This window comes from Providencia sp. JGM181 (assembly GCF_018257375.1).
In the GTDB taxonomy this organism is placed as follows: domain Bacteria; phylum Pseudomonadota; class Gammaproteobacteria; order Enterobacterales; family Enterobacteriaceae; genus Providencia; species Providencia lanzhouensis.
The window spans coordinates 1-13880 of the sequence record NZ_JAERJY010000095.1 but is presented as its reverse complement, the minus strand read 5'-3'; the positions used below and the strand labels follow the sequence as shown (position 1 = coordinate 13880).

Below are 13880 nucleotides of genomic sequence, written 5' to 3'. Positions count from 1 at the left end.
CTTATATATATATTATTCATAAATATGTTTCGAGAGAAAGATTTATATTTACTTCGTCATAAAGATACAGATTTGTTTATTGATTATCGGTATTATTTTAAATAGTTTATAGAAATAAGAATAAATATGACATCGTGCAAATAAGGAATGCTGATTAATGAAAATTATCATTGCACCTGATTCTTTTAAAGAGAGCATGAGCGCCGAGCTTGCAGCTCAATCAGTGATAAAAGGTTTTCAACGCGTGTTTCCTGACGCGCAATATATTTCACTGCCAGTGGCTGATGGTGGAGAGGGAACTGTGGATGCGCTGATCGCGGCGCAGCACGGTGAAAAAATATCGGTTACCGTGGCAGATCCTTTGGGTCTCCCTGTCATGGCTTACTATGGACTATTAGCTGAAAGTAAGACGGCGGTGATTGAAATGGCACAAGCCAGTGGCTTGATGCTAGTGCCTATTGCCAAGCGAAACCCAATGCTGACGAACAGCTATGGTACGGGAGAGCTGATAGCCAATGCGCTAGCTCAAGGGGTTGAGCGGATTATTCTAGGGATTGGCGGGAGCGCTACAGTGGATGGTGGCGTCGGTATGTTGCAGGCACTGGGCGTGCGATTTTATGATGAAAATCATCAATTACTGGGGATAGCGGGGAATATCCTTTCACGGATAGCGCATATCGATATTCAGCAACTTGACCCGCGGTTATCTCAGTGCCAAATCGACATAGCTTGCGATGTGAGTAACCCATTGGTAGGGGAACACGGCTCAGCGGCGGTTTTTGGTCCACAAAAAGGAGCAACGCCAGAAATGGTGGCTGAATTGGATAATGGATTAAGCCAGTTTGCGGCGCTTCTTCAACAGTTAACGGGGACTGACTATCGTTATCTTGCCGGTGGCGGCGCGGCGGGGGGGATCGCCGTTGCAGCCGCTGCGCTACTTGGCGGTGAGCTTAAATCTGGTATTGAGATTGTGATGGACGCTTTAGCGTTTGAGCAACACTTACAAGATACCGACTTGGTGATCATCGGGGAAGGTAGTATGGATGGGCAGACCGCAGGAGGAAAAGCGCCCATCGGCATTGCGAGACTCGCGGCAAAACATCAGGTTCCGGTTATTGCATTAAGTGGTGTATTAGGGGATGGGGTAGAAGGATTACACCAAGAGGGGGTAACGGCGGTATTTAGTATTCTGCCAAGATTGTCTTCGCTGAGTGAGGCGCTCAAGCAGGGGGCTGAAAACTTAGAAAATACAGCATGCAATGTGGCTCGAGTATTAAATATGGGTCGGCACCTTTGAAATAAAAGCAAAACCTATTTATTTGCTGAAAAATAACCTGACTTATCCAATATTTATTTTATATGCACTTTTTCCGATACCATGATGGCGGGTTATTTGGTAAATGAAGGGGTAATAAAGCAATAAACTACAAGAATAGGTAAAAAATGCTTAACCCCAACACGTTTGTGCCACTGAAAATTATTGCTTCTGGCATCGCACTACCCACACATAAAATATTGTCGATGGATTTGGATAAGCAGCTGAATAAGCCGAACGGTTACGTTGAAAAACGCTCGGGGATCCGCTGGCGCTACCATGCATCAAATACCGATAGCCAAGCGGAATTAGCCGCCGCGGCAATTCACGATGCATTAACTCGCCACAATATTGACCCTGCTTCAGTGGATGCCTTGATTTGTGCATCAGCTATTCCTGTCCAAGCCCTACCTTGTAGCGCAGCTCATATTCTCGCAAGTTCAGCACTTCATTCGGGTATTGCCTGCTTTGATGTGAATGCGAGCTGTGTGAGTTATTTATCGGCGCTGCAAATTGCGGGTGGGCTACTCGCCACCCATCAGTATCGCCGAATTGCGATTGTCTCTGCGGATATTGCTTCTCGGGGGATCGACTGGGAGCATGAAGAATCTTCGCTTATTTTTGGGGATGGTGCGGCTTGCACTCTCGTTGAGCGCGGTGATGGGAATAGCGGCATTTTGGCATTTCGTCTGGAAACCTATCCTGAAGGATTAGATCTCTGTGAAATTCGCGCGGGGGGCACTCGTCGTAATCCACGTTCAGGGATGGAGCCGAGCGATTTCTTATTCCACATGAAAGGCAAACCGCTATTCAAGATGGCATCCGCCATGGTTGAGGATTTTATGGAGAGAATACTGTCTCAAGCGGGAGTGAGCTTAGCGCAGATTGATACGGTGGTTCCCCATCAAGCGAGCCACTTATCCTTGGAACATATGCGTAAACGCCTGGGTGTTACCGCCGAGCAGTTAGTCGATATCTATGCCACACACGGCAACCAAGTCGCGGCATCAATTCCTTCCGCGCTGCATGAAGCCATTATTACCGACCGTTTTTATGGCAAATCCCACGTAATGCTGGTAGGAACCGCAGCCGGTTTAGCGTTATCCGCACTGGTTCTTATACCATGAAAATCTTAGTCACAGGTGCGACCAGCGGGCTTGGGCGCAATGCCACAGAAATCTTGCTACGTGATGGGCATCAGGTGGTGGCTTGCGGGCGTGATTTAGCCATTGGTCAGGAATTAACGGATGCGGGGGCGACATTTATTCCCGTAGAACTGGCAACATTAACACCGGAAACCGCGCGGGAATTGATGGCGGGGTGTCAGGCAATTTGGCACTGCGCTGCATTGTCCGCACCATGGGGTGCGCGTGACGCATTTGAAGCCATTAATTGGCAAGCCACAAAAACCTTAGCACAAACTGCGGCAGAGCAAGGCATCGAGCGGTTTGTGCATATCTCCACCCCTGCAATCTATTTCAATTTTACCCACCAGCACAATATTTTCGAATCAACGAATAACACGCAATTTGCCAATGATTATGCGCGAACGAAGTTCCTTGCCGAGCAAGAAATTGCCAAGATAGTGCCGAATTATCCCTTAACCACCTTTGTGATTTTGCGCCCTCGAGGATTATTTGGCGCGCATGATCGGGTTTTATTGCCACGTTTGATGGCGCAAGTCCGCGCCCGTCATGGCAAATTGGTGCTGCCAGCAGGGGGAGAAAACGCCTTCGATTTGACCTACGTTGAAAATGTGGTGGATGCGATGATGTTGGCAACCCAAAAGCCGTTAAAAAGTGGCTCGATATTTAATATTACTAACCAAGATCCTCAACCGTTAGCCACCACATTAAAAATGCTATTTGCCCAAACAGGCACTGAGTGCCAGATTAAATCAGCTCCTTATTCGCTATTATACGGAGTGGCGTTCTGCTTAGAAAAATTGGCAATTATGCAGCGAAAAGAACCGTTATTAACCCGTTATAGCCTCGGTGCCGCTTATTTTACGATGATTTTAAACAATCAACGCGCTCAACAAGAGCTCGGTTACATCCCACGCTATTCCATGGCGGAGGGCATCTCACGCACTGTAAAATGGCTTAACGAAAATCAAGAGGGCAAACCATGATGAACATTCGGGTATTTGAAGTGGGATATTGCACCCATCCCGGCTGTGTTGCCCTCAAAGGTGCGAGTATGAAAGCGTGTAAATTCCCCGCGCGGGCATGGCTGATTGAGGGGCATGACCAGCGTTGGCTATTTGATACGGGGTATGCCGATCACTTTTATGACCATACCCGTGAGGGGATCATTCGGTTGTATCGAGCGGTTACGCCGGTTTATTTTGATACCAAAGATGCTCTCGTTTCTCAGCTCAAGGCGGATGGCATCACGCCTGCTGATATTACAGGCGTAATTATTTCCCATTTCCATGGCGACCATATTGCGGGGCTACGGGATTTTCCTTCTGTGCCATTAATCTGTTCGGGGGAAGGGTGGCAAAAAACGCGCAATCTAACTGGGTTTTCTGCATTACGTAAAGCCTTTGTGCGTGGGTTGATCCCTGAAGATTTCGAAGAAAGAGCACGATTTTATGAAGGTTTTGAGCGTATTGAGCTCCCTGAAGACTTAGCCGAATTAGGATTTGGCTACGCAATAAACCCAGAAAAAACCTTAATTGCGGTGCCATTACCAGGTCATGCTGCGGGGCATACTGGGTTATGCGTGGCGACGAATGATGGCTGGATCTTGCTGGCGGGGGATGCAGCATGGTCACCAACGAATTACCGAGAATTACGCGGACCAATGGCGGTGGCGAATTTAATTATGGATGACAGCCAAGCCTATTACGACACGCTCAATAAATTGCATCAGATTGATAAGCGACAGATCCCGATCCAACTGTGCCATGAGGGCGAGCTGTGAAATTGCTGAAAATTCTGTGGTATTACTGGCAGGCTCGCCGACTGCGTTTTACGGATAGCGCAGCGCTAGAACGATATCAACAGCGAAAATTATCGGCATTTATGCAGCGTTTTTTACGGCGCAGTCCCTATTTTTCGGCATATTGTGAGCAAGCACTTACTCAGTGGCCTGTGATGAACAAAGCCTTGATGATGCAGCATTTTGACCGCATGAACACCCAAGGGCTGAAAGTGGATGAGCTGCTTGCCTGCGCAAAACAGAGCGAATCTTCCCGAGATTTTTCCCCAACAGTGGGGAAATTCAGTGTGGGGCTATCGTCTGGGACATCAGGAAAACGCGGGGTGTTTGTGGTCAGCCCTGACGAGCAAGCGCGCTGGTCGGGAACCATGCTCGCTAAGATGCTGCCGGATGGGTTATTTGCCGGAGAGCGCGTTGCATTGTTTTTACGTGCAAACAATAACTTATATGAAAGTGTGAATAACCGCTGGCTCTCATTTCAGTTTTACGACTTACTAGGAGATTTTGATGAGCATCTTGCTGAGCTTAATCAATGGCAGCCTACCATTATTGTTGCCCCTGCGCAGGTGCTGGTGGAAATTGCAAAGCGCCAGCAACGAAATGAGTGCTCACTAACCCCAAAAAGGGTGATATCAGTGGCAGAAGTGCTAAATGCTGATGATAAAGCCCTGCTAAAAACTGTTTTTGCAGATGTGGGCGAAGTGTACCAAGCGACGGAAGGTTTTCTTGGCTGCACCTGCCCTCATGGCACATTGCATTTGAATGAAGCTTTTTTGCATATTGAAAAGCAGTGGATTGATGAACGCCGTTTTTCACCGATTATCACCGACTTTACGCGGCAAACTCAGCCCATAGTGCGTTATCAACTGGATGATATCTTGGTCGTTAAAGAGACCCCATGCCCCTGCGGTGATGCGCAAATAGCCATTGAACGCATCGAAGGGCGCAGCGATGACCAATTGGTGTTAACCAATCAACAAGGTGAACCAATAACCCTGTTTGCGGACGCCTGTAACCGAGTGATGTGTAATACGTTACCGACAGAAACTGATTACCGACTTCATCAACAGGGGCAGTTATTCACCTTATCCGCGGATTGTGAAGAAGCGGTACTATTAGGATGTAAGCAAGCACTAACTGACTACTTTGAACTGCAAGGCGCAGTGACTGAGCATCTTCAATGGCAGCTCAATACCGCCTTGCCTGTGACAGAGATGGCAATTAAGCGTCGGCGGATCATGCGGGAGGTATCATGATAACGTCGATGTCAGTGTGGCAGCGCGTGGGGTATTTACTATTAGGTTGGGGATGCGTTGGGTTTATCTACTCATTGACGGGGCATATTTATTCCTCCGCGCACGTTATTTCCCCCACGATAATTGATGATGTCATCGGTTATTCGCCAAATGCGATATGGCTTTATCTCTCATTTTTCCTTTTTATTCCTTGCGGTTATCTGCTGAGTTACGCAGAAAAAGTGAAGCCGTTAATGTGGCAGATGATCCTCTGTGCGGTGTTGTCTGGCGCGGTGTATTTGATTTATCCAACCACAGCCGAATTTCCTCAAAATATAGGGAGTGGATTGACTCAGCAGGCACTTGCCGGGTTATTGCAGGTGGATACGTCACAAAATATGCTGCCTTCGCTCCATGTATCGTTGACGTTAATTGCATGGGGGGCGTTGTGTCGAAAAGGCCAATTTTTGAGAAACCTCTTGTGGCTATTCTGGGCGTTGATGATTATTTTTTCTGTCTTAATGCTCAAGCGGCACCTATTTATTGATGTGGTTGGCGGTGCGGTTTGTGCGTGGATAGCGATAACGGTTGTTCGCTTATGGGCGGCTAATCCGTCACGGAGAGTGCGATGAATGAACTGACATTTCCCATTATCTTTATGGTGTTGATTGTGATGGTGGAAGCGCTGATTATTGCTCGCCAAAAGCGCGTTTCATTCAGTTGGCAAGATGTGGTTTTTAACCTTAATTCCGGGCATATCATGCTGTGGCTGTTCCGTGGATTAGAACTATTTTGCTACGGTTTTGTGGTCACGCATTTTTCTTTTGGTCTTACCGATAGCTGGCCAACGTGGTTGGTGTGGTTGTTTACGTTAATTGCTTGGGATTTAGGATTTTATTGGCTACATCGTTTGCACCATCGTTACCGTCTTTTGTGGGCCGTGCATGTGGTGCACCATCAAGGGGAGCATTTTAATCTCTCATTAGGGGTACGTAATTCGTGGTATTCCTCACTCACTTCGATTCCGTTCTTTCTGTTATTGGCGTTGATGGGCGTGCCGCTCACTGTTTTTATGACGATATCTGTGCTTCATTATACGATTCAATTTTTTAACCATAGCGGGTTAATTCCCCGTTTTAAATGGCTGGAATCATGGATGGTGACGCCGCATCATCATCGGGTTCACCATATAAAAACGGGTGGGTACGCCAATCGTAATTTTGGCGGTAGCTTTATTATTTGGGACAAGCTGTTTGGGACGTTTTCTGAATCTCCTGAAACACCGCATCAATACGGTATCGGTGGTGAAGCTGCTACCGAAAACCCACTGATAGACAGTAATCGCCCATTCTTGCGTATTCTGGGTGTGAAAAAAACGAATAAACCGGCCCATTCGCCTCGTTATCACATTGGAAAAATGGGGCTTGTAGGCGGGACATTGCTGTTGTTCACGTTGGTGATTGGCTATGTGTATCGCTATGGTTACGGTTTTAATGGAACGACCCTTGAGCAAATTGGGTTATTTCTGCTGCTGGCGGCGGGGACTGTCGCGTTGTCTGGCTTATCGAGCGGTTATGGTTGGGGAAAATGGAGCTGGTTTGTGGTGGCTAGCATGATGCTGTTATTGATCATCATTGCAGGCTGGTTGACGCCATTCTGGCTAGTGGTGGGTACGCTATTATGGTTGCACAGTGCTGCTGTGCTAATGGGCGTAGGAACAACGCCTGTGGATAGACGTGATGTACAAGCCTAAGCCATTACCGCCCCTCGCTTTTTGCCAGCGGGATGACTTGGCTTTTCACCGTGCATTGCAGCAAGCGGCGAAGGGGTATCTGCAAGAAAAAGGCGATCACCGCTTTGCCGATGGCAGGGTTTATCTCAAGAGTTTGACGCTGATTTTGGTGTGCTTAGGCAGCTACGGGCTAATGCTCAGCTCCCAAGGTGGAATACTGTTTTTTGTGGGTTATCCGCTATTTATTTTCTTTGCCTTATTGTTGGCGATTAATATGGTGCACGATGCCTCCCATAACGCCGTTTTTCAGCGAGGAGCACTTAACCGGATTGTGAACTTTTGGGTGACAATTCCTTTAGGGTTAGATCCTGATTGTTGGCGTGTGCGGCACATTGTTTTTCACCATTCCCATACTAATGTTCGTGATTATGATCTGGATATTGAAGAGAATTTTTTACTGCGCCAAACTCCATACCAACGCTGGTATCCGTTTATGCGTTGGCAGCATTTGTATTGGCCGTTGATAGCGGCAATGACGTTTCCCGCGCTGATTTGGGGCTACGATTGGTTTGACCGTTTTCATTTCACCCGCGTCGCGCCAAAAATGCGCTATCAAGGTGCGAAAGGTATTGGGGTATTTTTTCTGAGTAAGAGCCTGCATCTTGCCTTGGCCATATTATTACCCTATTGGGTGTTATCCCCGTATGGCATCGGTATTGGCACATTGTTGGGTGTTTATCTGCTTAGCCAAATGTTCGCGTCATTTATTTTTGTGGTGCTGATTTTGGGCACTCACTGGGCGAAAGCCACTTTTTATACCGCGCCAGATTCAGGGCGTATGGAGCAAGGGTTTTATACCCATACATTCTCAACAACCTATGATTGGCAAACCACGCCGAAGTGCCTGACATATTGGCTCGGTGGGCTGAATTTACATCTTACCCACCATTTATTTCCCAATTGGCACCACCGGCATTACCCCGCGCTCGCCCGTATTATTCAGCAAACCGCCGCACAGTTTGGTATGGATTATCACTGTGTCGATGCCAAAACCTTGTGGCGTTATCAGCAGCGGTTTTTAAAGCGAATGGGAACAGGAGAAGGAGTTAGGTAAGCGATAGCCGCCTACCTAACTGTCTACCTAACAGTGGGTTAGTTTAGCTCAGATTGAACATGTTGCAGGCTGCGCACCCACGGTTTATCCCGTTGAAATGCAGAGGGTAAGCTTGGTATGGCGTGTTTTGCGGCTCGGAGCGTTGGGTATTCGCCATACACTAATACATACCATTGGCGGTTATTTCTCACTGTTTCATAGACCAAATAATTACGTAATTTATGTCGACGAGCACGTTCATAAAGTCCTTCAGGGCTGCTTGCGCTGCCTAATTGTAATGTGTAATGGCGAGGTGGCGCTGAACGAATATCGCTACCTAAATTAGCATGCACAGGGGCTTGTTTCGCCACCGGAATCGTCACCTCTATTGGCTTGCTAGGCGTGTTGATTGGCATTAATTCTACTTGTTCAGTTTCACCTTTTTGTTCTGACGGCGGCAATACAAGGGTAATGATCACTTCAGTCGGTTCGTCAGAAACGGTTTCATTTACCGCTAGTGCTGTTTGTTGCTGAATATGGGCTTTATGTGCAGCGGCGAGCATTAAGCGTTCACGGTGCTCGGCAATAGGTTGCCATATTTTCGTTAGTTCCTTTTGCAATAGGCGCAATGTGGCATAAATCCGGTGCGGTCGATGGTTGTTTAAAACCTCCAGTAGCGCATGATTTCCCTTGGCGGAGAGTTCGATAACGTTAACTTGCGGTTCAGCGTGAACGGGCTCGGTCATCGGTAGGCTGACTAAGTTGTACGAATATTGTTGGCAACGTTGTTCATCAACCGCTTCAGTGGCGACCGTGATATCTTCCTGAATGTCATGCAATGCCTGTTGCGCTCTTTTACGCACTTCATTATTTGCGGCGATGGCTTTTTCCAGCCACCAAATTGCGCAGGCTGAGTTTTGAGGACCTCCTTCACCTGTGAAAAACAGAATTCCTAAATGGTACTGACCGAGGGAATACCCCTGCAATGCGGATTGCTGAATATAGTAACGCCCTTTGGCGAGGTCGATAGGGACGCCATCTCCATTGATGGATTGCACACCCAGGTCGTGAATTTGTTCCAAGGATGTTGGAGATACTGCTGACAGCGCAGGGCGGCACAACAGAAGCGACATTCCCATGAGCAATAAGGTGAAAACGCAGTGGCGGTGAATGGCTATCATGGCATTCTCATCGTTGAATGATAAAGGCTTAGTGGTTTGTGGTGAAAACCACTAAGCGGTTAGGCAGATTATTCCCAGTCAAGAGTGACGGTGGCGGTGGCAGATGCGGCGCCAGATTTAAAACCTTCTCCAAGTGCGCAAAGGCTAAAACGGTAAGGGACTTGATGTGGACCAACGGTGAGCTCACCTAAATCAACGATATGTGCGAGGGGCTTACCGGTTGTTAGACCAAAATTTACACCGTTACTATCGCAAGGGGGATAAAGAGACTTAATGGAGGCTCGTATGGTCGCAGGTGCCACCTCTCCAGTGGCATCCATCGTCATTTTTAAGTCGTTTGTATAACCTTGAGTGTTTCCCTTAAGTGTTAATTTAGCGGGAGCATGAGCACCATTATCTCCAGTGCAGTTGATCGTAAAATTCCCATCAACTACACCTAAAACATCCTTACGAGCCCCTCCTGGTGTACCAGTGGTATTGCCTTCCCAATCCCAAATGTTGACTTTACCAAAATCAATTTTAGGTGGAGTATTGATGGTGCATTGAATTGGTGGTGCAAAGGTAAAAGATGGGTTTTTCACAAGATAAATTCTCATCAAACCAACTTCCAGCCAAATCTCACCATTATATGAATACGTCTTATTAGGTTTTACGGAATTACTTAGGTATAGAGATGCTCGTAGTTTAGTGGCTGTAAAATATTGGGTTTGACTACTTTGTTGCTGATACAGATATTTTTCTGCAAATACAGCTCTATATTTATATAAGCCCGAATTTGTTGTAGTTTCAAGGTTATATAGCCTGGAGGCGGCGGTCGGGTCACTTTTATTATTATACTTAACATTTATTTCATAAGATCCTGCCTTAGCATTAGAGTCTCCGGATAATGTGAATACCACACCAGGCTCAAGGACTACACCATAATAGCCATCAACGGAACCCCAAGAGCTTCCGTCAATATTGGATAAAACTTTTCCGTGAATATTACCTCCTATATAGTTTGTCCCACTCATACTCTCTGATTTAGACACTTCAGAACCTTCCCATACTAATCCCAAATTTTTAAACTCTGGGTTACTTGGGAATGTATTACTGTAACTAACCGCTGTAAATACATTGTATATAATTAAACCTGCTGCGGCTGACCACACTTTTCCCCAGCGTTTTTGATTGTTCAATTTCATTATTTTTCTCCTGCTGGTGACTGTAACCAACGTGTTTTATTGGGTGTTTGATGTAAAGATTCGATGTTTTCCATTGGAGCAGGTACCTGCAGAGCAGTTTGGGATGTATTCGATACCACAGGCTGAGCCTGCTGTTGCCCACTCACACAGCGATAAGAGACTTGGCGGATTGGCATATCGGCTGAAACGTCAACATGGCGCAAATCGAACTTCACCTGACATTGCTGTGCGGCTGTCTCTCCCCACTTCACCAACAATTCTCCTGTTTCTGGTAACCCCGTCAGGTACACCTGCCCTGCATCCCCCACAATGCTGCTAATGTTGTCAGCGTTGCTATCGGAAATTAAGGTGGCAATCGCCCCAAATGGCACATATTTGGCACCCTGTTTTAAGGTCATTAACACTTGATAGCCGATACGGGTACGGAAACTGGCTTTCACCACCGCGCCTTTGGTGGGGTAAACGTTGGTATTGGATTGCGGTAAATCGACGTTTTCAGGTAACGTACTTGGGTCTAAGCCAATGCTGTTTTTGTTATAGTCGGACAGATAAGGCGCCACGGCATAGCCTCGCCAATCGGTCACGGCCGTTCCGCCATTAACACTGACGCCTTCGGCACCCGGTGCACTGATCAGTGCGACAGAGTCCCCCATCGAACGACTTAACGTCAGCCCTTCTGAATGAAGCAAGGCGCCGCCGCTGGCATTCATATTGATTGACTGGGCATTATTGCTATAGCTATAACCGGTACTGATACTGCCTTTATCGCCTTGGTAGCCCGCATTCAGGTTGGTGTTCGCAATTTGCCCTTTATTTCCCCAGCTTTGTGACGCGCCATAAGACAGCTTGCCATCCATAAAGCTGCCACTCAGACCGCTATTATTTTGGGTACGACCGTTTTGGTCATGGCTCATGGAGTAGGTGGCATAAATCGACTGTAAATCATGGTCTTGGGTAAACACACTGAACGGCACGCTTAAGTTAAAAGAGAGCTGGCGGTTTTCCGGCCAGTGATTGCGACTGTCTTTTACGCGGTCGATATTGTAGTTCACACCGTAGCTGATCCCTTTAAAGCTGTTACTGTAGCCCATTGATAAGCCCGTTAAGGTTCGACTGCTGCCCCAGTAATCATCACGGTTAGCGCGAAAATGCAGTGAGCCATACTGTTGCATCTGTTGGCTGAGTTGGGTTTGGAAGCTGCTACGACGGCGCTGTAAAGTCCACGGGCTAAGACCCTCTTCAAGGCGATAACCTTGGCTGTTAAATTCGCTGAAATTATAGAAATGCTCCGTGGAGTAACGTAATGCGGTTAAATCCACCGACGTGCCGGTTGCCATTAAGCTTTTTGAGTAACGGATACGGTAGGATTGCCCGGTTTTTCGCTCGCTAGAGCTAGCTACGGGGTTGGAATAAGTAAATTTCGCCGATGAGTGAGTGACGTCCGTGGAGACGGCACCGAAGTCACCTAAAGAGACCCCCGTTCCCACACTCAGAGATTGATAATCTTTTGCCAGCAAGGCGCCGCCATACACCGTGACATCGTTATGCAGCCCATAGACAGCGGTACCGAGAATAAAGTCAGAGCGGCGTGAACTGGTGGTCAAGTTGCCATTGTAACGACCGGAGGACACTTCGTATTTCCAGCCGCCGGGGCGTAGCATCACGGGTAAAGATGAGTAGGGAACTACAAACTGGCGCTCAGCGCCATCGGCTTCGGTGACTGTGACGTCATAATCCCCGGATAAGCCCGCTTGTTGGATATCATTGATATAAAAGGGACCCGGCGCCACATAGGCTTCATACACGATATTGCCATTTTGGCGGATAGTGACGCGGGCGTTGCTGTTGGCGACGCCACTGATCGCCGGCGCATAGCCGCGTAATTGGCTTGGCAGCATCTGCTCGTTAGAAGTCAGCTGCACGCCCTTAAAAGGCACACCATCAAACACATCGCTGCCCGTGCTGCTTTCACCCACTAACAATGTCGAGCGTAATGCCCGAATATCCCGTGATAGGGTGGTATTGGAGAAGTAGGTTTGGGTGTTGGTCGTCGCCGATTGGTTCTCGCTTCCGCTGTATTCGAAACGGGAATGGGTGAGGTTACTGCGCAGACGCCATGGCCCCGCATTGGCACCCAAGCGTGCAGACGCAAAGACGTTGGTATTTTGGTTTTTTTTGCCGTGATCATAGCGGCTCGTAGTGCGACCCGCACTGACGTTATAGTTCGCCATAAGCGCAGGAATACCATCGTCCCATAATGACGGATCGGCATTACGATTGATTTGAGATTGCATCGCCACTTGCGGCACGCTGATGTTTAATCGCAAGCGTGACAAATCTAATCGCGTTGTCGCTTGTGGGATCAGCGCGCCTAAATCTGAAATAAACTCGCCGTTAGGTAAGTCTTTCAGGACAGGAATTTGCGACACATTGACCCCAAAGGTGTCGAGCTGCTCAGGGGTTAATTCCGGTGCGATTTCACCGTGGGCATTTTTGATAAAATTCAGCGTAAATTGCCCCACATCTTGTTGGTTCACAAATACGGAAACGGTGTATTCCCCTTCAGCAACGCCACCGGCTTGTGAGAAGGCGGATAAATCCACGTCTGTGTTTTCACCCACCACCCCTAAAAAACTGGGATCAAAGTAATCTTCGGCCTGTGTTGGAGCGACTGCAAATAGCAATACACACGCCAGCGGGTGATAACGGAAAAAAGGATTTTTTGGCTGGTGTTCAGCAATTTTATGGGCTTTTTTCATGGTCTTCCTTTATCTTGCGAATGCAAGAATCCCCCCGTTGCCAATGCGCATCGGGTGAATGTGTTTATCTGTATGGTGCGGTTACATTGCTGAGAGTTGGCGTGTTCTCATTGTGTCGGTTCCGCCATCGTCGTCCATGAGCTGCCAATGAATGTCGTTTGCGACATGACTGGCATCAAGGGGCCATTGCGCCTCCCCAAAAGGGGGGATCATGCGTGAGGAACTTAAATTCAGAGCGTTTTTCCCCACCGACAGTGACGCTAGCGTGACATAAAAAGGCGTCGGATTTTTCAGGGTTAGCGTATTTTTTGTACGCTGAAATTGCAGCTGCTCAGCGATATTGTCGAGATGATGTTCCGGTAATCCCGCAGGGCGATAAAACAGCTTCAGATTATTTTGTACGGCAAGGATCATTTGCGCGCCTTCAGCCGCCTC

At 47.7% G+C, this 13880-nt stretch carries 11 protein-coding genes and 1 pseudogene; 8 read left to right on the top strand and 4 right to left on the bottom strand.

All coding sequences use genetic code 11. The features are described 5' to 3' along the window. The first annotated feature begins 157 nt into the window (after positions 1-157). From JK188_RS12295 to JK188_RS12260, 8 genes are all read left to right on the top strand, one after another. Positions 158-1297, top strand: a complete 1140-nt coding sequence (locus tag JK188_RS12295) for a glycerate kinase family protein (RefSeq protein WP_211887009.1) — start codon at positions 158-160, stop codon at positions 1295-1297. Positions 1298-1443: 146 nt separating this feature from the next. Then, positions 1444-2442, top strand: a complete 999-nt coding sequence (locus tag JK188_RS12290) for a 3-oxoacyl-[acyl-carrier-protein] synthase III C-terminal domain-containing protein (RefSeq protein ID WP_211887010.1) — start codon at positions 1444-1446, stop codon at positions 2440-2442. After that, entirely contained in the window at positions 2439-3446 is a 1008-nt protein-coding gene (locus JK188_RS12285) for an NAD-dependent epimerase/dehydratase family protein (RefSeq protein ID WP_211887011.1), read from the top strand. The genes JK188_RS12290 and JK188_RS12285 overlap by 4 nt, the downstream gene beginning before the upstream one ends. Next, on the top strand, positions 3443-4243 hold the full coding sequence (locus JK188_RS12280; RefSeq protein WP_211887012.1) for an MBL fold metallo-hydrolase: 801 nt from the start codon (positions 3443-3445) through the stop codon (positions 4241-4243). The genes JK188_RS12285 and JK188_RS12280 overlap by 4 nt, the downstream gene beginning before the upstream one ends. Continuing rightward, complete coding sequence (locus JK188_RS12275; protein ID WP_211887014.1) at positions 4240-5517, top strand: F390 synthetase-related protein; 1278 nt, start codon at positions 4240-4242, stop codon at positions 5515-5517. The genes JK188_RS12280 and JK188_RS12275 overlap by 4 nt, the downstream gene beginning before the upstream one ends. Further along, a complete protein-coding gene (locus tag JK188_RS12270; RefSeq protein WP_211887015.1) occupies positions 5514-6128 on the top strand; it encodes a phosphatase PAP2 family protein in 615 nt (204 codons plus the stop codon). Before JK188_RS12275 ends, JK188_RS12270 begins: the two co-directional genes overlap by 4 nt. Next, complete coding sequence (locus JK188_RS12265) at positions 6125-7249, top strand: sterol desaturase family protein (protein WP_211887016.1); 1125 nt, start codon at positions 6125-6127, stop codon at positions 7247-7249. The genes JK188_RS12270 and JK188_RS12265 overlap by 4 nt, the downstream gene beginning before the upstream one ends. After that, complete coding sequence (locus JK188_RS12260) at positions 7236-8342, top strand: fatty acid desaturase family protein (RefSeq protein WP_211887017.1); 1107 nt, start codon at positions 7236-7238, stop codon at positions 8340-8342. Before JK188_RS12265 ends, JK188_RS12260 begins: the two co-directional genes overlap by 14 nt. A 38-nt stretch (positions 8343-8380) precedes the next feature. On the opposite strand, the gene JK188_RS12255 is transcribed toward JK188_RS12260, so the two are convergent. The 4 genes and pseudogenes from JK188_RS12255 to JK188_RS12240 form a co-directional block, all read right to left on the bottom strand. After that, the gene (locus JK188_RS12255) at positions 8381-9502 is read right to left on the bottom strand and encodes an SPOR domain-containing protein (protein WP_249215535.1); all 1122 of its coding nucleotides are present in this window, start codon (positions 9500-9502) and stop codon (positions 8381-8383) included. 68 nt (positions 9503-9570) lie between these two features. Continuing rightward, on the bottom strand, positions 9571-10686 hold the full coding sequence (locus tag JK188_RS12250) for a hypothetical protein (RefSeq protein WP_211887018.1): 1116 nt from the start codon (positions 10684-10686) through the stop codon (positions 9571-9573). Beyond that, a complete protein-coding gene (locus JK188_RS12245; protein WP_249215536.1) occupies positions 10686-13445 on the bottom strand; it encodes a fimbria/pilus outer membrane usher protein in 2760 nt (919 codons plus the stop codon). The genes JK188_RS12250 and JK188_RS12245 overlap by 1 nt, the downstream gene beginning before the upstream one ends. Positions 13446-13526: 81 nt before the next feature. Next, positions 13527-13880 (bottom strand): annotated as a pseudogene (locus tag JK188_RS12240) (molecular chaperone); the annotation flags it as partial.